Genomic DNA, 24,875 nt, shown 5'->3' on the forward strand with positions numbered 1-24,875 from the left:
CTCCCACCTTTAGTCTCCGTCAAATTTCCGAAAGATCAATTGAAGCAATTCCTGCACTTCATCGGATTGTACGTCCCATTTCAGCGTACCGACAAAACTGGCATTCAGCAGGCTTACCGCATCAAAAAAGCTCTCTGTCCGATCCAATTCCTCCAGAGCCTGGTCCAACAGGTCCTGGTTTCCCTGAAAAAGCCGCTTGGTAAACATGATCCGCTGATTGATTCCCATTCCCTCTCTCAAATGGCCTATGCTCCCCTTCATGTACGCATGCTCCTCGGATTCAAACCGTGCCCAGGCCAGCGCCGGGTCAATGAAGGCGTCGGAAGGATCCGCCTCCTCTTCCGCTCCCCGGCCGGAACTCGCCTGCTCTTCCCCCGGCTTCTCTGGTACGGAGCGAACCGCCGAACCAGCGGAGCTGTCGGCATCCTGGATTTCCGGTCGGAGCATTAACTCATCCAGATTAATCCGTAGGGTTTCGTGAAGGGGAGCAAGCAAATCACCCACCGAAAGCAGGTTTTCCGGATGGGCAAAACCCTGGTACAGGAGTTCCTTCCAGGAAGTACTTTCGGGAGAATCGGAGAGCAGGTCCACAACAGGCCTCCATGCATCCGCATGCCATTTGATGTATTTTCGTAGGGAGGAAAAATCCGGGGGCGATTTTTGCATCAACGCAGCTATCTCGCGCTCCATGAATAGTTTGGGTTCCACTGCAAGCTGTAGCGTCTTTTCCACGGAATGGGCCAATAAGGGCTCAAAATCTGCCCTTCGGATTTTAATAGCCTGTGAGAGGCTGTTCATAAATTCCTGAAGGGCTGCTTGTACGGCCTCGTCCGTATAGTCAAAAAAGGGAACTCCAGAGAGCTGTTCAAGCTGCTCTTGCCAACTTTCAAAAAGACTTTTGATGATCATCAGGTTGAGCTGCTTGCAAGGGCTCAGTTCTACGATTTCCGATCCGCAGATGGTTTCCTTGGCTTCAAAAAATTCCCTGCAAACCTTCCCGGCGAATTCCGCAGAATAATGGGTTGCATACGCATGATGTAAACGGTGTTGCTTTGGCATTTGACTTGTCTTAATTCGATTAAAAGTACGGGTAAAGGTAGGCATTTTCTCTTTTATACAACGAACACAGGGCTTAATGCGCTATTGGAATGCCCCGCAAATTGTAGGAAACAAACAGAGAAAACCTATAATATTTTACCTAAATTAAAATTTCGAAGAATTACGGAAGGGATTTTAGTGTTCATTTGGGCAGTAAACCGGTTTACGACTATTTTTACACCATGTTTATTGAAACCTCCTTAGGAAACCACCACCAAACCGGCCGCAAGGGACAGGTGGAAGTGATCTGCGGTTCCATGTTTTCCGGCAAAACAGAAGAATTGATCCGCCGACTAAACCGCGCCCTGATCGCCCGGCAAAACGTGGAAATTTTTAAACCAACCATCGACCAACGGTACCATGCAACAAACGTGGTATCACACAACGATACCGTCATTCGCTCCACCCCGGTGCAATTTGCCGATGATATTTTGCTAATGACGGGAAACTGCGATGTGGTAGGCATCGACGAGGTGCAATTTTTTGACAGCCAAATTGTCGTCGTCGCCGAAAAGCTGGCCGCCTCAGGCATACGGGTGATTGTAGCGGGCCTGGATATGGATTTTGAGGGCAAACCATTCGAACCCATGCCTCAGTTAATGGCCATCGCCGAATACGTCACCAAGGTGCATGCCATCTGCATGAAATGCGGAGACCTGGCGGCATTCAGTTACCGACTGTCTGGAGAAACATCAAAGGTAATGTTGGGACAGAAAGAAAGCTACGAAGCCCGTTGTCGTCGCTGCTTTTACGAAGACAAACACTAGCGCTATGCTCCGAAAAACAAGCGGTATTGTCATCAGTTATATCAAATACCGGGAAACGTCCATCATCGTAAGGATTTTCACCCGGGACATGGGCCTGAAGACGTATTTGGTAAACGGCGTCCGAAGTGCGCGTTCAAAAACAAAAATGGCGCATTTTCAGCCATTAACGCTGCTGGATCTGGTCGTCTACGATAGAGAAACCGCCTCGATCAACCGGATTTCGGAAGCAAAACTGGCACGGGCCTTTCAACGCATCCCCTTTGACTTTTACCGTTCCGGTATCGGCATGTTTATGGGTGAGATTTTGGGGAAGGTGGTGGTCGATAATTACCAGAACGAGCAGCTTTTTGACTATTTCTTCGAGAGCATTCTGGAACTTGACGGTCCCACGTTCCAACCGGGACTTTTTATCCTCCGCTTTCTCATTCGTACTTCCCGCTACCTGGGGTTTGAACCCGAAGATGCCGGAGAGTTTTACCTGCAGCTACCGGTCGACCCGGATAGTCGGTGGCAAGGGGAGAAAACCCAGTTCCTGAATCGACTGTTAGAAGACAGCGAATCGGTGGCCGCTTCGCTCCCAGGCCATCTCAAGCGAAGGCTGACCGACGACTGGATTCTCTTTTACAAGATTCATATCGATGGATTTGGCGACATCAAATCTTTAGCGGTCCTTCGGACCTTGGTAGGGTAACAGACCCCTGTCAATCCACCTGGATTTTTCTGGAAACGGAAGAAAATCTACCAGGGATCGCCTTGCCGGTATCCGTTGCCACCAGGCTCACCTGCAAGTCAAAGGTTCCTTTTGGAAGGCCTGAAATGGCGAAGGCCGCAACCTGTTGGGTCGTTCGCCGGAAAGCTCCGATTTCTACCTGAATGGAAACACCGTCCAGTACCGGGTCACCCCCCAGGTAGATAAAGTCTACGTATACCGGCTCTCCGCTTTCAAATCGCTGCTCATCTGCCGGCAAATGCAGGTAGAGGGCAGGGTGGTTGTTCTCCGAAAAGGCTTCTACGCCCCCTACCGTAAAATACCGTTCTGAAAAGTTACCGTATTCTTTCAATGCAAACCCCCGTTCATCCAAGAGGAAAGCAACCACCTGGTAAGCCCCTTTTTCCAACTGCATACCAAAGGAGGGGACACCGTGCGCTGTGGCCGTTGCGCCATTTACAGCGAACATCAGCGGCCGACCCTTTCCAAGGGGATAATTGCGTATGTTGAAAGCAAACGAGACCTTCCCTTCATCAAAATTCTCGTTTCCAGCGGGAGCATACATGTCTAGCAGCGCATCCGGCATACCGGAGGTGGTGATTTCTTCCCATTTCCAATTCGGTTTTTCAACCGTCAGGCTATCCGTTGTTTCCGAATGAACGATGGATTCATTTTTTGTTTCGGAAGAATCACAGGACACCGTCAGGAGCAGACAGCAGAAGGCGATAGAAATACGAGATACAAGCGTCATCGAAACGGATTTAAAAGGAAACAAAGGTATTTAATTTTAACCCAAAAAAAATTACCTTGCAACAAACTTACGGACGAATGCGCGAACTATTATTTGACGAGGTGCCTTCTTTGGATTTGGCCGATTTCACTTCCGGAAATGCGAAAAAAAAGGAGGCGTTTGTGAAAAAGCTGAGTGAGGCCTACCAAAACATTGGCTTTGTAGCCATTAAAAATCATGGCTTGCATGCTTCTCTTCAGGAGGAACTTTACCGGGCCATTCAGGCCTTTTTTGCTTTACCGGAGGAGGTCAAAGCAGCCTACGAACGGCCTCAGATTGGATTTCAGCGAGGGTACACCGGAAAAGGAAAAGAACACGCTAAAGGAAGAAATATCGGAGATTTAAAAGAGTTTTACCATGTCGGTCAGGAACTGGACTGGATCTCAAATGACGACCCCATAAAGGCGGATTATCCGGCAAACGTTTGGCCAAAAGAGGTTCCTGCGTTCAAAGAGGTTTCGCTGCAGGTATTCCAGGCAATCGAGGAAGCTGGCAGGCAGATGCTGCGAGCGATTGCACTGAGCCTGGGATTGAAAGAATCCTATTTTGACGACAAGGTACGTCACGGCAATTCCATTCTTCGGTCCATTCATTACTTCCCCATACCCAATCCGGAGGAAGTACCTGCCGATGCGGTCAGAGCAGCCGAACACGGGGATATCAATCTTATAACGCTGCTTATGGGCGCCAGTGCCGATGGATTGCAAGTACTCCGGCGAGATGGGAAATGGATCCCCATCACTGCCCTGCCGGACCAGTTGGTAGTCAATGTAGGCGACATGCTGGAACGGCTAACGAATAAAAAACTAAAGTCTACGATTCATAGAGTAGTGAATCCTCCCCGGGAAAAAATGAATAGCAGCAGGTACTCCATTCCGTTTTTCATGCATCCACGGTCCGGCATGAACCTTAGCTGCCTGGATAATTGCGTGGACGATGCGCATCCGAAAGCATTTGAAGACTGTACCGCCGGAGAATTTTTGGAAGAACGTTTAAAGGAATTGGGGTTAAAAAAATAACGGGCCATGATGACCATACGGAGGGTACGCTTTTACATTTTTTTAAAGGATGTACTGGTGCTTTCCTTAACGGCGTTCGGTGGCCCTCAGGTTTTCCTGGCCATGGTGATTGATACCATGGTCCGCAAACGAGGCTACCTCTCGGAAAAAGACCTGCTGGAATTAAACGCCCTTTGCCTGGTGCTTCCCGGTCCGACGTCTACACAAACGATTTCGGCAATTGGATTCCGGGTCGGCGGGCCTTCCCTGGCCTATTTATCGCTACTTGTTTGGATTTTTCCAGCCACTTGTCTGATGATCGGTACGGCCCTGCTGATCGATCATTTGCAAGCCAACACCGACGGTGCGTTGGGTTTTGCGAAATTTATCCAGCCCATGGCCATTGGCTATATCCTGTACGCCGCCCAGATCACGATAAAGAAAATGATTCATTCGGTGGAAGCCGCCGTCCTCATGATGATGGCAGCCTTTGTAGCGTTTTTCTACAATTCACCTTTTATTTTTCCAATCATGCTCGTCATCGGCGGCCTGATTACCACACATAATTACAACAAGCAGCCGGTCATTGAGGAAGAGTCGACGTTCAACATCTCCTGGAGTAACTTTGTCTTGTGGGCGGCCGTCCTGGTGACTGCTGCCGTTTTGGGGCATTATACCCGGCTGTTGCCCGTCAGGCTTTTTGAAAACTTCTATCGAAACGGCAGCCTGATTTTTGGTGGAGGACAGGTCCTTGTTCCTTACCTGTATACCGAGTTTGTGGAATTCAAAAGCTACTTAAGTTCGGAAGAATTTCTGACCGGCTATGCCATATCGCAAAGCATCCCCGGTCCTACATTTAGCATCAGTTCCTACATAGGTGCCCTTTCCATGCGGGAATGGGGCGTGCCCGGTTTGGTGACGGGTGGGCTGATCGCTGCCGCGGGTATCTTTCTACCAGGCACCTTCCTGATATTTTTTGTCATTCGGTTCTGGGATGCCCTCAAAAAATACCGCCGGGTACGGGCTGCCCTGGAGGGAATCAATGCTGTGAGTTGCGGCATGTTGATTGCCGCAGCCTACTTGTTATTCGAGCCTCTGGAGAGCAACCTTTTCAACATTGTCGCGATTATCGGCACCTATGCCTTGCTTCAATTCACGAAAATCCCCTCCCCTTTAATCGTTGTACTTGGAGTGGCTGCGGGTATTTCGTACCAATGGATCACAAATGGCTTGGGTTGACATGCCCGGTCAAAGACATCCCTTCAAACACAAAAAAACCAAACCTCCCTTGCTTCCAAAACCTTTTCCGCTACGAAATTGACCGAAAAGACATTTCGGCACTTGCAGGACAGGCACATACAACCCATTATTCGGTGAATTTTTTCTTCCCCCCCCTCCAAATGAACCCAATTCCTGGTAATGCCGGTAAAAAGCCAGCGATCCGGTCAAATAAAATCTTTTTTCCCCGAAACTACCCATTTTGACGTACGCTGGTTAAAAATTAAACCAATTTTTCTCTTTTTTATATTTTTTTATCAAAATCAGGTTTAAATTTTAACCAAAAAAAAGAAGGACCGTGTAAAGATCCTTCAAGTTGGGTTTATTTTAAACTGACTAACAGCTATAATGTTTTGAAATTTGGTCGAATTGATGATTTCCAAACGTTCAAATTCTTTTAAACATAATAAAAACACAGCTGAAAGCAAAAAAAACAGATAAAATTTTTTTTAATTAAATGTTACTACTCCCTGTATTTTCCACAAAAAATACCACTAACTGATTGCATAGCAACCAGTTGCGACCTTGTGAACCTAAACGAAATAGTATACCCCCCGGTACCTACATGGTCTTGTCCCCTTTGAATCCTGCCCTTACCTAGAATGGATTGGAAAAAATACATAAACGGATGCAGGGATGGGTTTACCTATTGGCTTGGTGTCGCGATTAGGAAATAAGGTTTTGGAACAAACAAGTATTTTTAGACCAGCAAAAGGGAGAAACGATAGGAAAAAAAATGCAGTCATTGTCTGATGGCACCGTGCACCTCCAGCCAATCCACTCGGGAAGATGCCGGGCTTCCTCCACCGGTCCTCAGGTCGCTCAGTCCAATTTTTTGTACCGCGCTCAGATCCGGATCGGTCACTTTTGCGCCTTCCGTAATCCGCTCCATGTTCAATTTTCGCCAGCCAATTTCATCCAGATGGAAGGTGGACACCCGCCAATCGGCACTTTCACCACTGCCTTCCTCGCTTACCAGCCAGGAGCCGTCTTTGAGTTGTACCAACACCCGCAACTGCCGGAAACCAGACTGCCGGCTTTTCCAAATTACCTTGCCGTTTTCGGTCAGGTCCATGGCCGAACCATTTTTCAAGGCAAGGGCCATTGCCCAGTTTCCCTCGCAGGTCCCTGACCAGATGTAAAAGGGGTCGTTGGGGATTTCCGGGTGGTTACTTTTCTTCAGCTGCTCCTTTGCCGCCCCGTAGAGGTGAAGTTCCAGATTCGGATGGGTCAGGTGCGCAGGGGTAACGGGCGTTTCGGCGGGAATTTCCTTCCAATCCTCCCGAAAAATCAACCCTGGGCTTTGTTCCTCAACCAGCGCGCCGGTGATGGCCGGCACCACATAAAGAAAAAGGTAGTACAGATGTAGTAGCATGGAGATGGCGTTTTTTATTTTTCGAAATATCACCAATCTTTTCGGATATGCCAACGCAAAGAAACCAAAAAGCGCAATACGGACGAACCTATCGGAAAAACCAATGCACGCCGTTTTCAAAAAAGGGCGGCGGGCCACCGGGGCAACCGGATCGGTGCGTATCCAAACCGATCTCCGTTGTACGCACGGGGATTAAACAACCGAATTTCACAAATAGGTTGGGCGTTGAACGCAGTCTTCCAGGGCCTAACGGCCGTTCCGGATGAAAAGCACGATACGTTTTTGCCGTGTAGAAATGGATGAATGACCTACCATCGAGGCAAGGTGAAACTACGAATCCATTTCCTATTTACCGGCAACCGATGTCTCTGTCGACCTACGTAGCATTTTGAGATGTGTGAGGAAATACGTTTTTAGGAGGCAAGGGTTTAATACCATCATGGGGTTTACGCATTCCGCGAGAGATTTGGTAGTGAGGGGCGTTGTGAACCAGCGGCTTATTGATAATCCGATACTAAATATCTGGATATTTCAGTATATTCGAATGGTATACCGATATGCGTAACGAGCACAAGGGCTGCAAACGGAATGGCTTGCATGTACTGGGACGGAATATTTCCACCACAAGTTGCGTAAGCTGCAAACGGACTAAAGTAACGCTTGAAGCGCCACGCATACGAAGCAGATGTTGAGTAAACTCCACTAGATATCACAGATAAATTTGTACCATACAGTCATAACCCATGAAGGAAGCAATCGAGAAATTAACGGAAAAAATTCCGGATATTTGGTTTGACTGGTATGCCCGATTGCTACCCGGCTGCCTTGCTATTTCCTTTTACCTGATTACAAACGATATACCCATGAATAGCGTTAGGGAGAACGGGTTGGTGTTACTTTTTTCCGGGTATTTGCTCGGGCACCTGATACAACCGTTATCAAGTGGTTTGATCAACTTATTCTCGGACAGGATAAAAAGGAAAAAGGCGAAACTGGTTTCTAAAGCATACGCGGAATTTGTGGGATTTTTTAGTTTAGCCCTATTAACTGTGCTGCTGATCGTGATGGATTACGCAAAGGCAAAACAGCCGGAGTTATTCAAGATAGTAGCCGATACGTATTTTCTCGTACTAATTTTAGCGCTGGTAGTGGTTGCCACCTTGAGCAGAAGAAAAGCACTTTTACGAAAAATAACCGTCCATCAACCCGGAGAAATACCGGCTACTTCTCCAGCGGCAAAAGCCACTGGAAAACTAAAAGACGCTGAAACCAACGTTGAGAATAGTGGTGAAACAAGTAGCTCCTAAATCGTTGGATTTGATAATGGGGCCAGAAACCCAGCTGACAGCTCCAATCGTTTGCGCAGCAAAAACTACCTAAGTGGAAAAGTCACTATTGGTTTGCTAGCCCTGTAGGGGCGGGATATTTTGTACTCAGAGATAATAGGTCAGATTCATCGACCACACCCGGTGAACCAATCGGTCGGCCCCATAAAAAATTGGATTTAAATCCCCATCCAATATCCAATGGTCTTTAATCAAAGGTGCCAGTCCATGATAATAGCGGACATCTAACACCATATGGGTTCCCAATCGATATCCCAGACCTGCTAAAGCTCCTGCATCCCAATGGCGGAGATGCGGTATGTCATTTGGAGAACTACTGTTGGTATTTAACCTTTCACCTTTTAGCAGATACCCAAACTTGCCACCTGTCTGAAGGAAAATATTTTTCCCAGCTGGTCTGAAACGAACCATGACAGGAAGCGCAATGTAGTCAAAATGGGTAAGTAATTTGTTCGATTGAGACCCGTCTATGCTGCTACCCTGTTTGCTGTAGACCAGTTCGCTTGCCAGGGAAAACTTCCCTGAAAGCGGTTTAGCAAATGCAAGCCCTACATTGTACTTCCATAACCTATCTGTCAGGTTAATACTGTTTTTTAGCTGACCGGCATTAACCCCACCCGTAATTCCTATCCGGATACCGGTCTGTCCGTACCCGTCCCAGAAAGCACTCGAAAAAAGTACAAGGCCAAAAAGGGCAACCATCCTGTTTCTGTATTTCATAATGAGAGTAGTTTATGATAAAAATGTCATTATTTTTTTGCTCGTATTAATAACGATTTTTTATTCTAAAATGATTTTTGCTTTTTGACTAGCAAGCTTTGATTTTTTACTAGGTATTGTATGAAGATAATAAACCCCTCTATGTTGCTTTCCTAATTTGCGGGGATATTTTTTCTTGAGAAAGATACATTTTATCTTTAAAACATGAATCTGAAGAGGAAGTGGGCTCTGCTGGAGAGCAACCCACCAGCAATAGGGTTCATGACGGAGAATATACTCCCAGGCCCCTTTAGTTAGGGGCTTTTTTTATCTTTGAATTCTTTGTCTTTTGATAGCTTAAAAAACTCGTTTTACTACTATCAAAAACAGCAACTTACTCCATAAAACAACCTTCTATTAACAGACTCAATGAGCTGCATTGCCACATTTTAATTTATTGGATATTGGGCCGTAGCCTTCGAGATAACAGTCAACTTAGTTGCTGCAAGGTTTTTTAACGGTCCCAATAAAGGTTGGGGATTGTTTTACAGAATAATATGTTTGTGCGGTTTTATTTGACGACTCCAAGCACATAGGGCTGTTTGTTTTTCAATACGTATCTGATCCTGCTTAAAAGTTTCTTTGCTATTCTGGTTATGGCTTGATTGGCTTTCATCCTTTTGCAATATTGGTTATAGCTTTTTGCCAATGCCGGATCAGTCCTTGCAGCGACCCAGGCACATTCTATTAGAGCAGCTCTCAGCACCTTATGCCCCCTGGGGGTGATATTACCCGTTCTTTCGGTATCCCCGGATGAGTTGGTTGACGGTACAAGGCCGATAAAAGAGCATAGTTTGTCGAGGGAGTTGAACCTGTCCAGCCTTTCCAGCTCGGTCAATAGGGTCATTGCCGTCAAGAGCCCGATTCCTGGAATGGTCATCAATAACTTGATTTCCTGCTCATACTTTTCTGTTTTGGAAAGGGTTCGTATTTGGTTGGTGACATTTAGGGTGGTTTTCCGCATATGGTACAAAATGGACAGATGACTGTCCATTATTTGTTTTTCCACCATACCGAGTTCAAGTCCATCCAGCCATCTAAGAAGCTTTTTGTTCCATTTTGGGCTGTTTATTTCCCCGGGAATACTTATGCCGTTAAAATGGAGGCTGGCCTTGATCCTGTTTTTGATCCTGGTGGTATCATTGACGACAGTTTTTCTTAACCTCATAAGCCCCCTGTCACCAAGAGAGGCCAAAGAGGGTATGTAGATAGGGACCAGTTCCCCGTTTCTTAGGGACCGGGCAATTTTTTGGCTGTCCCTGGCATCCTCTTTCTGTACTTTTTCCTTGCCGGTTGTCGGAATATCAGCAGGATTGACCACAATGGAATTGAACCCAAGAGCGCAAAGCTTGTAATGAGTCCAGTATCCCGAGAATCCAGCCTCATAGGCACTGAAGTAGGTAGCACCCGGATAGTTCCGGACAAGATAATTGTACAAAGTCTCTGCACAGGGATCCTGTGAAAACGTGCGTTTATGAAGATTATCCATCATCACTGTAACTTTCCAGCTTTTGAGGTGGGCATCAATACCCACATAAATGTTTTGGCCGGAAAAATCGTTTTTGTTAACTTGTGTTTGCATAAGTTTCGGAGGTTATAGCATGGTTCTAGAAAACTTAATCTAATGATTTCCTGAAACTTATGCTATTGCTCTTGCAAACATATGGCCTTCGGGGTAAATCTGCTACATCCATCTCAATACGGTGATTTGCTTTAAAAGATTCTAGTGAATTGACATCTTCTTGAGTTAAGTGCTTAACTGTTTTCATAGATTTTTCAGAATAAAGAATCACCTCAAAAGGAATGGAATAGGATGATTTACTGGTGTTGAATTCTAAAGTCAGTAGGTTGGTAACAGGGTTTGGATATATTGTTCGAAGAAGTCCACTGGCCGGAGGAATGTAAAAACAATAAGGTGTTCCTGTTCCACATGAATTTGTTCCGGTTACACAGACTGTAGCTCCTTCTGTCGTGGTGATGTAACAGTCCTGAAGCTGTTGATTTAGCTGGGCAGAACCAGAGGAAACATAAAAGGTATAGGTTATTCCAGGCCCGGTTACACTTTGGCTGAATTGCCACATATTGGAATAGGAATCAAATAACCAATAATTAGGATTTGTTACGACAGGGGTACCGATATTTTCGGTTTTCGGGGTACTTTCTAAACTGCTACAACCGGCAATTACAGCTTTGACAGAAAAGGATCCCGTAGAACCATTCGCGATAGTGACTGTACTGGATACTCCAGGCTGTTCCGTATAGCTATTACTCCCATTTACGGTGACCCCACCAGTTGTCTGCCAAACCAGGTTTATTGGTTTTGTGCTTTGAAAATCATAATTACTGATAGCCGTAAAACTACCCGAATTTCCCGCACAAACATTGGATCCTGCTGTAATAATTGGTTCAGGAGGCTTTTGTTGGATGTACACTCTCATTTTGTCACCAACAACAAATTGATAACCTACATCAACATGTCCATTTTGGCTGTTAGGATCCAAATTTAGTGTTTTTTGCAAGGAAGAAGGTGTATCGCTACTACTGAAATTGGCGGTAGTTTCTACCGATATTCTCAATACCCCCGAACCCGTAAAAACCGGATCTATTAATATTGTAGTACTTGTTTTACTGCATTCGATGTATGCTGTGTCACCATCGTTGTACCAGGTGCCATCTACATTAACCCTCGGAGGAACCGGGTCAACACTTGGAGGTTTAGTGGCAAATACACTGTTTGTAAGCAAAAACAAAGGTATAATTGCGAAGTAGAAAGATTTTCCCACGGGATAAATTATTAAATAAAAAATACTATTTTATTTAAAATTAGCAAGTTTAAATAAAATACTCAATCAAAATATATATTTTAATAAATTTTTAGTCAAAATAAATATAGATTAGTTTAATTTCGTTACCTAAATAAATAAATCCCGATATCACAAAATCGATTAACTTGGGGTATACTGAAAGGTTTCAGTATTTTCTTGAACCAACAATTATATTTTTGGTGCCTTCCCTTCCATTCTGTTAATTTCAGTCGCTTTCCTGTTAAAAATTTCAATAATTTTTGCCATTGGTTTACCTAAAACCATCATTCTTTTTATTTTTAGAAAAATGTTTCCCCGGAGCGATCCGACTATCCGCTAGTTTGAATGGCCCTATTCCAAAATTCCGTAATCAAAAAATACCTGGCCGCCCAGACCCAGCGGCCCATTCTGGAGGCTTTTTAGGCCTACCGCAGGTATTTTCACCATCCACAAATCCAGGCCAACATCCGCGCAGCAAAGGAAGAGCAGTTTCAGGAAGGCTTCCTGCGGGAACTCTTCGTAAACATCCTGGGCTATACCATCAATCCCAATCCGGATTACAACCTCACCACCGAGCTTAAAAATGTAAAAGATGCTAAAAAAACCGATGGCGCCATCCTCAGGGAGGGAAAAGCCCTGGCCGTCATCGAACTCAAGGGAACCGATACCAAAGACCTGGAAAAAATCCGGGACCAGGCCTTCGCTTACAAAAACAACCAGCCGGAATGCCGCTACGTCGTCACCAGCAACTTCGAAAAGCTGCGCTTCTACATCGACAATGCCATCGATTTCGTAGAGTTCAACCTGTTTGACATGCAACCCGAAGCCTTCAAACGCTTCTGGCTGCTCCTCCAAAAAGACAACCTGCTCAGCGATCTACCCAAAAATCTCAAGGAGGAATCCCTGCTCGTGGAGGAACACATCACGAAACAACTCTATGCCGACTATTCCTCCTTCAAGCAGCAACTCTGGCAAGACATGGTGGCCAAGAATCCAGGGCCAGACGAACTGGAACTCTATAAAAAAAGCCAAAAGCTGCTGGACCGCTTTCTGTTTATCTTTTTCGCGGAAGACAAAGGCCTGCTACTAGCCCTGAAGGGGCGGCAGATCCCAGCGATGGGTGAAGCCCATCGTAGCAAAGCATCGATCGGTTTGGTAGCCCTGTAGGGGCGGGATAGATTCCTGCACGGCGGTATGGGAATTGACAAACCTGTTTCGCCCCTACGGAGCTTGGAATTCCCGTGTCGATTAATTTTTCACAGGGCTGCACCCTGTGCTTGGGTAGCTCCCGCCGTCAGCGCTGGGGGTTTTTATAAAGCAGGTATTCGTTACTCGGCAAAGGCCAGGTATTCTATTATTGATTGATTCTGGCTCTCAACTTGTATTGCCTGCTACTAGCCCTGAAGGGGCGGGATATCCTAGCGATGGGTGAAGCCCATCGTAAAAGAAGCCAGGTTTATATTCCAGCCCTGAAAGGGCGAGATATTTTACCCCTTTCGCTTTCCACAACCTCGTTAAAAATTAATTGTTCCTTTACAACCAAATTTGCGAATAAACCGAAAATAAAATATTTTTATAAGGGTTAGTTAATCAGATATTTACACATTCCTCTTCAAATGGGGGCTACTAATATACGCATTATGGGACAGTCTCACGTTAGAAATTATATTCATATTATTTTTAGTACAAAAAACCGAATGCCATTGATTAGTAATACGGTAGAAGATGCGCTTCATCGTTATCTGGGAGGGATTTGCAACAACATGGAATGCCCGGTTATAAAAATAGGTGGGTACACCGATCATGTTCATATTCTCTGCTTGCTATCAAAAAAGAGGGCATTGGTAGAATTACTGGAGGACTTAAAATCCCATTCCTCAAAATGGGTGAAGACACAAGCAGCAGGATTGGAAAACTTTTATTGGCAAAACGGTTACGGTGCTTTTTCGGTAAATCCCACTGAGGTGGACACCGTAATTCAATACATTTCCAACCAACATGCTCACCATGACAAAAGGACATTCCAGGAAGAGCACCGTGCGTTTTTAAAAAAGTATAATGTTGAGTACGATGAGAGATATGTTTGGGACTAGCAGTAATCGTTTGTCATGGACCGGGTTTTTACGGAACCGGGTGGAATGACGGAAATATTTCGCCCCTACAGGGCTTGGAACCCGTTCATCCATTTTATCACAGGGCTGCACCCTGTGCTTGGGTAGCTCGCACTTTCAGCGCTTGGGTTTTTCTGCAAAGCTGGTATTCGTTACTCGGCAAAGGCCAGGTATTCTATTATTGATTGATTCTGGCTCTCAACTTGTATTGCCTGCTACCAGCCCTGAAAGGGCGCCATCTCCCAGCGATGGGAGCAGCCCATCGTACCAAAGCATCGATTGGTGTGGTAGCCCTGTAGGGGCGGGATAGATTCCTGCACGGCGGTATGGGGATTTACAAACCTGTTTCGCCCCTACGGAGCTTGAGATTCCCGTATCGATTAATTTTTCACAGGGCTGCACCCTGTGCTTGGGTAGCTCCCGCCGTCAGCGCTGGGGGTTTTTATAAAGCAGGTATTCGTTACTCGGCAAAGGCCAGGTATTCTATTATTGATTGATTCTGGCTCTCAACTTGTATTGCCTGCTACTAGCCCTGAAAGGGCGGCAGATCCCAGCGATGGGTGAAGCCCATCGTAGCAAAGCATCGATCGGTTTGGTAGCCCTGTAGGGGCGGGATAGATTCCTGCACGGCGGTATGGGGATTGACAAACCTGTTTCGCCCCTACGGAGCTTGAGATTCCCGTATCGATTAATTTTTCACAGGGCTGCACCCTGTGCTTGGGTAGGCCGCCCTTTCATCGCTGAGGTTTTTTATAAAGCAGGTATTCGTTATTCAGCAAAGGCCAGGTATTCTATTATTGATTGATTCTGGCTCTCAACTTGTATTGCCTGCTACTAGCCCTGAAGGGGCGGCAGATCCCAGCGATGGGTGAAGCCCATCGTAGCAAAGCATCGATTGGTGTGGTAGCCCTGTAGGGGCGGGATAGATTCCTGCACTGCTGTTGGTAGGGGAATTTGCCGACGTACGTTCCATGAAATACAAGCGAATCGACCCGATCGATTTTTCCCATTCGAACATTCTCAGCGTTTTCGATACGGAGGGAGTTCTTACCTACCAGAAAGAAGGCTTGGGTCTGCAAAACGACGAAATCATCGCGCAAATTCTACAGGTATCCCCGAAAAATTACCCGATTGGGTGAATGGAGTGGTCTCGGTAATGGGCTATTTTAAGCTGAAACATTTCCGCCATTTTCGCGGCCCGCCACCGGGCCTCTTCCGCCTTTTCTCCCGTGAAGTTTTCCTCCAGGGTTTGTTCAAATAACAGCAGCCAGCGACGAAAATGCGCCTCACCGATGGGCATGCTTGCATGCGGCGTAAACGGGCTTCCCAGGTAGCTGTGCTCCTGAAGCAAAACGGTTTGCCAAAACCGGTACATTTTATCCAGATGCAGGTCCCATTCTTCCCCGATGCGCTCGTCGAATAGGGGACCCAATAAGTCATCCTTTCTCACTTTGCCGTAAAACAGATCCACCAATTCGCGAATCTCTTCAGGCCCGCCAATTTCCTTCTTCATCTCTTTCTCCTTTCCCTGGTTAACTCCTACATCATGTACTCGTTGCCGTGGAGAGTGTCGCTTTTCCAGCGGCCACCTCCTCTGCCAATTCCTTTAAACTTTTGTCAGAAAGCAGACGTGTGAGTCCTTCCCGAATGGTCTTGTATTCATCATGAATGGGACAAGGATGCTGTTCCGAACAATGCTTCAACCCCAAGCCACACCCTTTGAACAGGGAATCACCGTCAATGGCAATTACCAGATCCAATAAACGCATCTTTTCCTGGTCCGTATCGATGTAAAATCCCCCGTTCGGACCCTTGGTTGAGCTCACCAGGTTTTGCCTGGCGAGCGATTGTAAAATCTTTGCCGTGAAATATTCCGGGGCATCAATTTCCTTGCAAATATCCTTTACTCCGAGCTTGATCCCCCGTTTGTTTTGGGACCAAATGTAGATCACTGCTCTGATCCCGTATTCACAAGCTTTAGAAAACATGCGCTAATAGTTAGTTATCTTTTTTCCAAAATTCATCTTCCCAGATTTCGTCCGAAAGCCGATGGCTTTCCGCTATTTTTTCGCCCAGCTTTGTCAGCTTTTCCGGCGAAAGTACTGCCTGCATGTGCTCAAACAGAGATCGTTCCTCAAACCGAATATGCGCTTCCAGACTTCCGGCAAATTCCTCCAAAGATTGGGACATCGCTTCCGGCTCTCCACCCCTGATCCCTTCAAAAGTCGATCGGATCGCCTCGTGCTGCGCTTCGGCTTGTTGCCGCAGCGGATCCTTCGCCTCTAAAAAGGGAAATACAGCTGCTTCTTCCAATAGAAAATGAGGGGAAATATGCTGGTCAACGTAATAGACCAGGTAATCGCGAATCCGCAAAAGATTTACCTTAAAAGAAAGTCCTTGCCGAATCTTCCATACCAAAAGCAGACCGAAATGATGGTCCCGGGACAAGGGTACCAATGCTTTGTGCCGCTTCAATGGTCTATGCATGGATCGTTGTTTCAGTTGCTTTGCTTTCTTTCTAAAAGAAATCAAAGATAATCAGATTCCCCTGCAAATAAAATACTTAATTATCTTTTTTTAGAAATCCACGCTCAGCATTAGCCGAAAATTCCGGCCTGGCGCAAACAACGGGCCTTCCTGACTTCGAATGGGTCGGTTCAGATGCTCGTAATAGCGTTGATCCAGCAAATTGTGCACCGCCGCCCGGAGCGTTAAAGTAGGCAGCACCCGATACGCGCCCTCCAGGTCCACCAATCGAAACCCGGGGGTGGTGGATTCACCAAAGCGAGCAGAGACCCGTTGCTGCGCAGCAACCGCCCGCAAGCGAAGCAACGTGGTCAGTCTTCCGTCCAGATGCCTGGCCTGCAAGGTATAGCGGAGGTCCAGGGGAGCAATTTCCGGGAGCGGCTCTTGATTTGCCAGATCTTGACCGTAGGTATACGCGGCCATAAAGGATTGGGACCAGTTAGCCCCTATCCGATGCTCAATGGCCCATTCCATCCCGGATTTAAACGCCTCCTCCACATTGACAAACTGCCTGACTCCGGGACTTTGGGGCAAGCGAGGCGTAAGTTCGGTCCGTACTCCCGTAATGTAATCATTCAAATAGGCCCCAAACAGGCTAACCGACAGCGAAAACTGTTCGGTCCGATGCTGCAGGTTAAGATCCACCTGATTGTTGGTCTCGGGGTTCAGTTGTGGATTTCCCAAAAGTTCGTACGGATCCAATCCTACCGGAAAATAATTGATGTACCGCTCGGTAAGGCTGCCACTTCTGCTTACCCGGGCAAGCCAGATACCGAACTGCCAGGTCTCGTTCAGGTCATTTTGCCAACCCAGCGATAAGCCGGGGTTGGCTTGAACCGCAGAAATTTCCTCGAACTGCTGGCTGAATTCGGCGCTAGGGTCCAGAGCCTGAGCCCGGTTCATGTCCAGCCTACCGGAGATGCTAAGCATACCTGTGGCCAAGGGAACGGAATATGCAGTAAAAACACCGAACTTTTGAATCAACGCCTCTTGCCAGGCATTGTCCAGCATGGTTTTGCCTTCGTTCGGCCCCATCAGAAAGGTGCGTTCCCGGATTCCTTGGGCCTTTTCGCTCCGGAAATCCAGGCCTGCAAACAGCCTACCGGCGCCCGGCCGCCATTCTGCCTCTACCCTTCCCCCTGCATTGGTTGTTTTTGCCGGAGTTCGGGCATCCATCATCCGGGGATTCAGTTCTCTCAATCCGTTATCCATCAAATGGTCCACCTGACTGAGGTATACCGACTGTGTGATGGATTTGAGCTGCCGCCCCAGGAAAGACTTCGTAAACCTGGCATTACCCATCCAGGTATCGTCCTTTCGAAGATCCATTGGCAAGGTGGGGAAGGCCACGTCACGGGCAAAATTCCGGTTGAGATTCACCGACAGGTTTTCCCTCTCGCCCGTAGCAAAATCCCCATAAAAGCCGACGGAAGCGCGCATAAAGGAGGCGGGTACGGTATTGCCCTCACCGTCCCGGTAATCCGAACCCCTGGACCAGGAACCGATGAGCCCCATATCCGCCTGCTTTGTTCGCCAACCCAGTTTCCCTTCGTTTCGCAGCACCTGCCCGTTTTGCTCCCACATGCTGGAAAACCTCCCGTAAGTCTCCGGATTTTCGACAAAAATCGGCGCTTCACTTACAAAGTTTACCGTTCCTCCCAGACCTATTCCGTAGCGAAGTGCATGGGGTCCTTTGAGTAATTCTACTTTTTGCATGCGGCCCAGTGCTATTTGCGAAGTGGGCGGATCCATCCGATTGGGGCAGGCAGCAGTGGCCGATTGCAATCCATCTACCACCACGTTGATCTGATCGTATTTAAACCCTCGCATCACCGGATCAAAGCCAAAGGCACCACTTTTGCGGATGGAAGAAATCATGGGATTCTCATTTAGTAGCGCCCCTGCATCGTGGTGGAGTTTTTCCCGCGCCGAAAAGTAAATTTGCTGATCCTTCTCCTGCCGGCTGCCTATGGAAATGACCGAAACCGGCAGCAGCTCCAACCACTCCGGCTGTAGGGTACCGCTTCCGGTTTCCCATAGCCGGTCAAACGCCGATTCGGAGAGTTCCCTGCTCCCGTACCGAAGGTGGTGCAACTGCAGCCGACTAGCCCGGTCCCTACGTAAGTAAATCGTACCGGATGAGTCGCTGCTCCCCACCTGTGAACCGTACCGGTAAGTAATCCCAGAGATGGGCACCCCATCCTCACTGTCAAAAAAGCGAAGGGGTTTGCCTTCCTGGGCATGGACGATAGTAAATGGAGCCATCAGTAGGACGGTCTGTAACAAATAGGTAAAAATCGTTTTCATCAATTTTGAATTTCTGGATTTCCCAAAATGGGGAAAAGCGTGAAACATAGCACCGATTGCCTGGCACCTTGCCCTTTTTGCTAAATTAGGTAGTGATTTTTTCAACCCCGGTAGCTTTTGTCACTGTAGTACTCCCCACCGCTCTTGAAATCAGCGAATGGAGGGCACATCCGGGTAATCCGAGACCAGCCGTTCATGCAAAAATGGGATGCCAAAATACCGTTTACAAAATGCAGACCACCAAAACCTGCGCTATGCCCCGAACGATCCACGAGCAATACTCCCTGGAAGGGGTGACCGCAAAGGATGGAAAATGAGACAGGCAGCCTGCCTACTACCAATAGCGCCGGGAGATGGAATAAAAGACAGCAGCCCTTAGGGGTTGGCTGGAAAAAAGCACCCTCGACTGAGGCGGGTCTTGCTAAAGAAGGTAGCGCCCCCAACGAACCGCTTTCTCCTTGGTCTAGACTCGAAATGGATTGCTGTTTCGCGAGGCCCTGATGTATTTATTCCGGTTCCTGGCAATGTGCTTCCGCAACAGAGAACTTTTTGTGTAGCTACACATGTTGTACAAACATTCTATCAATCCCTCTGGTACTTCGGTCGAGCGATTGGTAGCAATGAAAAAGAAAACAACGTAGCTAAACCAACTAGAATCTATGAAACCCATTTCGTTATTGACCGCATGGAGCATGGCAGACCTGCATCTAAGGAACCGGATCTTAATGGCACCCATGACCCGTAGTCGGGCGGATAATCCGGAAAAGGCTCCCACGGAGCTGCATGCAGCCTACTACCGGCAACGCGCAACCGCCGGACTCATCATTACCGAAGGCTCACAAATCTCCCCCAGGGCAGTCGGCTACATCAACACCCCAGGAATCCATACACCGGCTCAGGTGGAAGGGTGGAGAAAAGTCACCCAGGCGGTACACGAGGAAGGCGGACGTATTTTTATTCAACTTTGGCATGTGGGAAGGATTTCCCATCCGGATTTTCACGGAGGCGAGCTGCCACTGGCTCCTTCTGCAATCAATCCGGAAGCTAAATCCTTTACACCGGAGGGATTCAAAGAGACCGTCACTCCCAAGGCAATGAGCCTGGAGGAGATTCGGCAAACCGTTCTGGATTTTCGCAACGGTGCCGAAAACGCGTTCAAGGCTGGGGTTGACGGAGTAGAAATCCACGCATCCAACGGCTATTTGCTACACCAGTTTTTCAGTCGAACCTCAAACGTCCGCAGCGACGCCTATGGCGGGAGTATCGCGAACCGGGCAAGAATTCTCTTCGAAATCATTGACGCAATCAAGGAGGTTCTCCCCGAAAACCGCATCGGTGTGCGCTTGAATCCCTCGCTGCACGGTTTGTTTGGCATGACCCTGGACGAAGAAACCATTCCTACTTTTGACTACATCGTGGAAAAACTCAATGACTACGATCTGGCTTACCTGCACCTTTCCGAGCCGTTTACAGACGTGTCCCAGCTGCCCCATGCAGAAACGCAAATCGCCAAAAGATACCGACCAAAATACCAGGGAAACCTGATCATCAACGGTGGGTTTGACCGGGATAAGGGTAATCGATTTCTGGAAGAAGGGCTGGCAGACGCCGTATCTTTCGGCAAACCCTTTGTTTCCAATCCGGACCTGGTGAGCCGCATCGAAAAAAATCTACCCCTTACGGAATGGGACCAGGCAACCTTTTATACACCTGGAGCCAAGGGGTACACGGATTATCCCAGCTCCTTAGAGGCGGAAAAAGCACAAACTTCCCGTTAAATCCGACAGGAGGCCAGAAAAGCCAGCCCTAGGCAAAAATGAGCTCGGGCTGGCTTTTTTTTTAGATATTCGATCGATATTCCCAAAAAATCAGTTGACGGTAGCCGGAAAATCCAATGTCTTACGGTACGACGCGTTTTTATTGAGGAAAGTTAGTCAAACCTGTTCCAGCTCCCAGGTCAATCCGGAAACCTGTTCTTTTAATTTCGCTAGCAGCGTTTCGTTCTCGGCCGACCAAAGGGAAGTCAATTCCTGGTAGTAGCTTATTCCCTCTGCCAGGTTTTTTCGAAACTTCTCTACGTAATTTTCGAATTTCCTGGCATTTTCGGGTACGGCTGTCTCTATTTCATTCTTCAGGTGTTCCACGTACAGTTGCAATTCTTTCAGAAAGACATGAGGCCGATCGGCGTTCAGATGGAACGGCATCTTACCGTAGATGTGGTCCACCATTTCCTTTAGGCTAAATGTCCCTTTAAAATACGCCAGGTTTGGGCCGGGACATATGGTCACTGCTTTCAGGTTTCTTCGGGGTGTTTCCCCACCGGCAAGAATGGCCGGTGCGGACAGGCCTTCGCACAAACAATCCTTGTCCAGAATTTCTTCCAGAGCTGCCTCGGAAATTTCTCCAGCCGCCTTTTGCTTGATTTTTAAGAGCTGATATTGCCGGGAGGCTGTACAGATAGGTTTCTCCGTAAATTCCGTATTGGTGGATAAAAACTTCTTGTAGCAGGGGCTTCCCGGACGCTCCCGATCGATGCGCGCTTTCCGCTGCTCCTCTCCGCTACTGGTTCGGAGGTTGTTGAAAGGAATACCCAAGGGAGAGGCGCGACTCAGGTAAAAGTCCGACTTTTTCGCTGCCAATAGCCGATCCAGCGTATCCGGATCCACACTCGTTGCCTCGGGAACCAACAAAAAAGGACTGCCCCATCCGGTTCCGTCCAAGTCGTAAGTATGGAGCAGCAGTTGGTTTTCTTCCGCAGTCCCGATTCCTCCCTGGTAGGTTATTTTCGGACGGATACTCTCAGGTAAGCGTTGCAGCTTTTTTTCCTCCAAGGATTGCTGGCAAAGCGTGAGCAACTCCTGACGCAGGGTTTCTTTATTCTCTTTAAATGACGCTAAAATCGGTCCCGCCAAAAAACCGTCCGTCGCAAAGGCATGGCCGCCGCAGTTCATTCCCGACTCAATACGGAATTCCGAGACCCAAAGCCCTTTTTTTGCCAAAAACTTCCCCTGAATCAAAGCCGACCGATAGTCCGAAACCTTTAGAATTATGGACTTTTTAAGCCTTCCCTTCCGATCCGGAAAGAAATCAGAAAATTCACCCAGATAGCTGTATAGTGCAGGATTCATTCCGGCAGAAAAGACCACACCACCCTTGACCTCACTCTGGGCGAAGCCCCGCAACGCGGCCAGGGCATCGGAATACTCTCGGGGTAAGGCATGCCCCTCCTTGTCGTAATTGATTTTATCGACCTTGGTCATGATGTTTACATCAATGCTCCCCGGTACGATTGCCTTTCGTAATTCGTCCTCCAAGGCTCCTCGTTCGGCACCCGTTGCTTGCTGCATGCGACGATATACCTGGTAAAGGGGATGGGTTTCGGGCAATAGGGTAAAATACGTATCTATTTCTTTGTCTTCGCCAAAGGCCTGTTGTTTTAGTTCCCTGATCTGCCCGGTCACGGTAGCTTGTAAAAAATTCAGGTACTCCCGGACCCTTCTGGCTCGGGCGTCTGCTGCTTTTTCTTCGATGGGTACATAGGGAATTCCCAACTTTCCGGAGTATATGCGCCGCATCTCTTCCAGCAATTGATCATCCATGATGGAAACCACAGAATCAATTCCAAAGCGGGCAACTTTCAGGGGGCTATCAACGGTAAATCCCAATCCCATGACTGGGATGTGAAAACTATGCATTTTTGACATAAACGGTGATTTGTTACGGTAACAGGTACGCTTTTTGACCATTCGAAAGCGTTGCACCACAAAGCTACCGACCTGACCTCCCAAAAAACCTAAAAACCCTCAGCCTCGGAACTGACTTTCGTCAGGAAAAGTACCCGAAGCCTTTCCGACCTGGAGCTGTGCTACACCTGTAAACTACGGTAAAGCGAAGCCCAGGGCTCTCGCATTTTCCTAGCCAGCAGCTGATTCGCTGCAAAATTCCCAATAAACTCTTCCTTCACAGGGTCCCAATCCAGGTCTTGGCCAAGCATCATGGCGATATTCCCCAAATGCGCAAGGGTGATGGACCGATGTCCCACTTCAGCGGGAGCCACCGTTTCTTCCCCCGAGAGAATGCAGTCGATAAAATTTTCATAGTGGTTATCGCTGCGGTAGAGCGAGGTCTCGTTAGGCCCGATGACAGTATCCATCAATGTTTCCGGCGTGGTTTTGTGGTCGCCGCGGGTGGCCCATGCCGAACCTTCCGTCCCATGAAAGGTCACTCCGAAGTCTTTGTCACTTTGGATGATTAGTTTGACTCCATCTGCATAGATGCATTCAAAGTAAAAGCGGGTCGCGGTATTCCATACGGGATGATCGGACCATACGGCCTGGGCATTCTGGATTTTTACCGGTCCCGTATGATCCGTACCCATACCCCATTGGGCGATATCCGGGTGATGCCCGCCCCAGTCGGTCACGTTTCCACCGGAGTAGTCCATGACCCATCGGTAATTGACGTGGGTACGGCAGGGACTGTACGGCGCTTCCGGCGCCGGACCCAGCCAAAGGTCGTAATCAAAATCCGAAGGTACGGGAACCGTTTCCGTCAAATGGCCGGTTTTCCCGAAATCCGGTGTCCCGCCGGGAAGTCCGCAGGTAACGGTATGAAGCTCTCCCAACCTGCCGTTTCTTGCCAGTTCGCACACTCGCCGAAAATGATGGCTGGAACGCTGCTGACTGCCTGTCTGAAAGGTAACCCCGTACTTTTTGACGGCATCGCTCATGGCCCGGCCTTCCTCCACGGTCAGGGACAGCGGTTTCTGGCAATAGATGTGTTTACCCGCCGCTGCCGCCATCATCACCGGAATGGCATGCCAATGATCGGGAGTAACCACCTCCACCGCATCGATGGATTCGTTTTGCAGCACTTCCCGGAAATCGGTATAGCCTGCGGCAGAACGGTACGATTTTCCTTGCTTTTCGGAATAATAGTCGTTGACGACCTGCTGAATGTATTCCCTGCCGGCCACCTTCCCGTTCCAATACCCGGGGCTTTTTTTGTTCACGTCGCAAATGGCGGTAACCTGTACCCGCTTGTCCGGTAAAAAGCCCCGCACGTCATTCCCTGCCTGATTACCGGCACCAATGAATGCGAGGGTGATGCGGTCCGAAGGAGGCACAAACCCGTCTCTTCCCAGGGCAGCTGCTGGAATGTACTGGGGAATTCCGAAAACGGTCCCGGTAGCAAGGGCCGCCTTTTTTAAAAAAGAGCGTCTCGAATTTTTCATTCCGGAAAATACGGGTATTTGGCCGTGGAAACAAAAAAAATCCTGGCAAAAACCATGTCCTTCCGCCTTCTGTATCGGATAGGTAAGCCCTTCCCCGAACAAACTGCCGTTTGCTTCCCTTCGTATCAAAAAGATGGGTCCGTTTCGACAACTACCGACGCTGCGATGCCTGTAGAATTGTCTGGATACGAAAGCGAAGGACAGGGAGCACTTCTTCTTCAAACCAGGGGTTTCGTTTTTGCCACAATTTGTTACGGGGAGAAGGATGCACCAGGGGAAAAAATTCTGGAAGGTAATCGGCATAATGGCGGACCGTTTCCGTTAAGTTCTTCTTGCGACTTTTTCCCAGGTAGTACTGCTGGGCATATTGCCCGATCAGTAAGGTCAGCTGAATGTCCGGCATCCTTGGCAGCAATTCTCCGTGCCACAAAGGAGCACATTCCGGGCGCGGTGGTAAATCGCCCCCCTTTCCCCTACCGGGATAGCAAAAACCCATAGGTATGATCCCAAAAACAGTCGGATCGTAAAACAGGTCCGGAGACACTCCCAGCCAGCGTCTCAATTCCTTGCCGCTGGCATCGTTCCAGGGAATACCGCTGGCATGCACTCTGGTTCCGGGAGCCTGACCAATGACCAGAATCTTGCTGCGCTCGCTGGCAGCAAGTACCGGATTGGGGCCCAATGGAAGATGGGCCGAACAGTGGGTACACCCTTTGATGCGCTGCAAAAGGTCTTTCATCGGCGCAAAGGTAAGGATATCTTCGCTAACAACCA

At 48.1% G+C, this 24,875-nt stretch carries 22 protein-coding genes; 9 read left to right on the forward strand and 13 right to left on the reverse strand.

Features of this window, described 5'->3' with window-relative positions; translation table 11 throughout:
* Positions 1 to 9: 9 nt before the first annotated feature.
* Complete coding sequence (locus ABWH99_RS19335) at positions 10 to 1,059, reverse strand: hypothetical protein (protein WP_375583454.1); 1,050 nt, start codon at positions 1,057 to 1,059, stop codon at positions 10 to 12.
* Positions 1,060 to 1,280: 221 nt separating this feature from the next.
* Between ABWH99_RS19335 and ABWH99_RS19340 the strand changes: the two genes are divergently transcribed.
* Positions 1,281 to 1,865: a thymidine kinase gene (locus ABWH99_RS19340; protein WP_375583455.1), complete on the forward strand. Its 585-nt coding sequence runs from the start codon at positions 1,281 to 1,283 to the stop codon at positions 1,863 to 1,865.
* 4 nt (positions 1,866 to 1,869) lie between these two features.
* Positions 1,870 to 2,556 (forward strand): DNA repair protein RecO, encoded by a 687-nt coding sequence (gene recO, locus ABWH99_RS19345; protein WP_375583456.1) that lies wholly within the window; start codon positions 1,870 to 1,872, stop codon positions 2,554 to 2,556.
* A 10-nt stretch (positions 2,557 to 2,566) separates the two neighbouring features.
* Here recO and ABWH99_RS19350 read toward each other — a convergent pair whose 3' ends face one another.
* A complete protein-coding gene (locus tag ABWH99_RS19350) occupies positions 2,567 to 3,325 on the reverse strand; it encodes a hypothetical protein (protein WP_375583457.1) in 759 nt (252 codons plus the stop codon).
* Positions 3,326 to 3,402: 77 nt separating this feature from the next.
* Between ABWH99_RS19350 and ABWH99_RS19355 the strand changes: the two genes are divergently transcribed.
* Positions 3,403 to 4,383: an isopenicillin N synthase family dioxygenase gene (locus tag ABWH99_RS19355; protein ID WP_375583458.1), complete on the forward strand. Its 981-nt coding sequence runs from the start codon at positions 3,403 to 3,405 to the stop codon at positions 4,381 to 4,383.
* 9 nt (positions 4,384 to 4,392) lie between these two features.
* A complete protein-coding gene (gene chrA / locus ABWH99_RS19360) occupies positions 4,393 to 5,601 on the forward strand; it encodes a chromate efflux transporter (RefSeq protein ID WP_375586601.1) in 1,209 nt (402 codons plus the stop codon).
* A 781-nt stretch (positions 5,602 to 6,382) separates the two neighbouring features.
* On the opposite strand, the gene ABWH99_RS19365 is transcribed toward chrA, so the two are convergent.
* A complete protein-coding gene (locus tag ABWH99_RS19365; protein ID WP_375583459.1) occupies positions 6,383 to 7,015 on the reverse strand; it encodes a hypothetical protein in 633 nt (210 codons plus the stop codon).
* A gap of 743 nt (positions 7,016 to 7,758) precedes the next feature.
* Here ABWH99_RS19365 and ABWH99_RS19370 point away from each other — a divergent pair.
* Complete coding sequence (locus tag ABWH99_RS19370; RefSeq protein ID WP_375583460.1) at positions 7,759 to 8,322, forward strand: hypothetical protein; 564 nt, start codon at positions 7,759 to 7,761, stop codon at positions 8,320 to 8,322.
* A 126-nt stretch (positions 8,323 to 8,448) separates the two neighbouring features.
* On the opposite strand, the gene ABWH99_RS19375 is transcribed toward ABWH99_RS19370, so the two are convergent.
* From ABWH99_RS19375 to ABWH99_RS19385, 3 genes are all read right to left on the reverse strand, one after another.
* Complete coding sequence (locus ABWH99_RS19375) at positions 8,449 to 9,081, reverse strand: porin family protein (RefSeq protein ID WP_375583461.1); 633 nt, start codon at positions 9,079 to 9,081, stop codon at positions 8,449 to 8,451.
* 550 nt (positions 9,082 to 9,631) lie between these two features.
* A complete protein-coding gene (locus ABWH99_RS19380; protein WP_375582227.1) occupies positions 9,632 to 10,702 on the reverse strand; it encodes an IS110 family transposase in 1,071 nt (356 codons plus the stop codon).
* A 34-nt stretch (positions 10,703 to 10,736) separates the two neighbouring features.
* Positions 10,737 to 11,903, reverse strand: coding sequence for a hypothetical protein (locus ABWH99_RS19385; protein ID WP_375583462.1), 1,167 nt, complete (start codon positions 11,901 to 11,903; stop codon positions 10,737 to 10,739).
* Between the two features lie 525 nt (positions 11,904 to 12,428).
* Here ABWH99_RS19385 and ABWH99_RS19390 point away from each other — a divergent pair.
* The 3 genes from ABWH99_RS19390 to ABWH99_RS19400 all read left to right on the forward strand — a co-directional run bounded on the left by ABWH99_RS19390 (position 12,429) and on the right by ABWH99_RS19400 (position 15,174).
* Entirely contained in the window at positions 12,429 to 13,091 is a 663-nt protein-coding gene (locus ABWH99_RS19390; protein ID WP_375586602.1) for a hypothetical protein, read from the forward strand.
* Positions 13,092 to 13,564: 473 nt separating this feature from the next.
* The gene (tnpA, locus tag ABWH99_RS19395) at positions 13,565 to 14,017 is read left to right on the forward strand and encodes an IS200/IS605 family transposase (protein WP_375583463.1); all 453 of its coding nucleotides are present in this window, start codon (positions 13,565 to 13,567) and stop codon (positions 14,015 to 14,017) included.
* A gap of 989 nt (positions 14,018 to 15,006) precedes the next feature.
* Positions 15,007 to 15,174 (forward strand): hypothetical protein, encoded by a 168-nt coding sequence (locus ABWH99_RS19400; protein WP_375583464.1) that lies wholly within the window; start codon positions 15,007 to 15,009, stop codon positions 15,172 to 15,174.
* Here ABWH99_RS19400 and ABWH99_RS19405 read toward each other — a convergent pair.
* The 4 genes from ABWH99_RS19405 to ABWH99_RS19420 all read right to left on the reverse strand — a co-directional run bounded on the left by ABWH99_RS19405 (position 15,159) and on the right by ABWH99_RS19420 (position 18,868).
* A complete protein-coding gene (locus ABWH99_RS19405) occupies positions 15,159 to 15,548 on the reverse strand; it encodes a group III truncated hemoglobin (RefSeq protein WP_375583465.1) in 390 nt (129 codons plus the stop codon). The genes ABWH99_RS19400 and ABWH99_RS19405 overlap by 16 nt on opposite strands.
* Before the next feature lie 31 nt (positions 15,549 to 15,579).
* Positions 15,580 to 16,023 carry an RrF2 family transcriptional regulator gene (locus ABWH99_RS19410; RefSeq protein WP_375583466.1) on the reverse strand — a complete coding sequence of 148 codons (444 nt, stop codon included), beginning with the start codon at positions 16,021 to 16,023 and terminating at the stop codon, positions 15,580 to 15,582.
* A gap of 10 nt (positions 16,024 to 16,033) precedes the next feature.
* A complete protein-coding gene (locus tag ABWH99_RS19415; RefSeq protein ID WP_375583467.1) occupies positions 16,034 to 16,522 on the reverse strand; it encodes a hemerythrin domain-containing protein in 489 nt (162 codons plus the stop codon).
* A 90-nt stretch (positions 16,523 to 16,612) separates the two neighbouring features.
* Positions 16,613 to 18,868, reverse strand: coding sequence for a TonB-dependent receptor domain-containing protein (locus ABWH99_RS19420; RefSeq protein WP_375583468.1), 2,256 nt, complete (start codon positions 18,866 to 18,868; stop codon positions 16,613 to 16,615).
* A gap of 659 nt (positions 18,869 to 19,527) precedes the next feature.
* On the opposite strand from ABWH99_RS19420, the gene ABWH99_RS19425 reads away from it, so the two are divergent.
* On the forward strand, positions 19,528 to 20,646 hold the full coding sequence (locus tag ABWH99_RS19425) for an alkene reductase (RefSeq protein WP_375583469.1): 1,119 nt from the start codon (positions 19,528 to 19,530) through the stop codon (positions 20,644 to 20,646).
* A gap of 156 nt (positions 20,647 to 20,802) precedes the next feature.
* Here ABWH99_RS19425 and ABWH99_RS19430 read toward each other — a convergent pair whose 3' ends face one another.
* The 3 genes from ABWH99_RS19430 to ABWH99_RS19440 form a co-directional block, all read right to left on the reverse strand.
* Entirely contained in the window at positions 20,803 to 22,572 is a 1,770-nt protein-coding gene (locus tag ABWH99_RS19430) for a hypothetical protein (RefSeq protein ID WP_375583470.1), read from the reverse strand.
* A gap of 161 nt (positions 22,573 to 22,733) precedes the next feature.
* The gene (locus ABWH99_RS19435) at positions 22,734 to 24,101 is read right to left on the reverse strand and encodes a Gfo/Idh/MocA family protein (protein ID WP_375583471.1); all 1,368 of its coding nucleotides are present in this window, start codon (positions 24,099 to 24,101) and stop codon (positions 22,734 to 22,736) included.
* Positions 24,102 to 24,252: 151 nt separating this feature from the next.
* Entirely contained in the window at positions 24,253 to 24,840 is a 588-nt protein-coding gene (locus tag ABWH99_RS19440) for a uracil-DNA glycosylase family protein (protein WP_375583472.1), read from the reverse strand.
* Between the last annotated feature and the right edge of the window lie 35 nt (positions 24,841 to 24,875).

Source organism: Cyclobacterium xiamenense (genome assembly GCF_042140265.1).
Lineage (GTDB): Bacteria > Bacteroidota > Bacteroidia > Cytophagales > Cyclobacteriaceae > Cyclobacterium > Cyclobacterium xiamenense_A.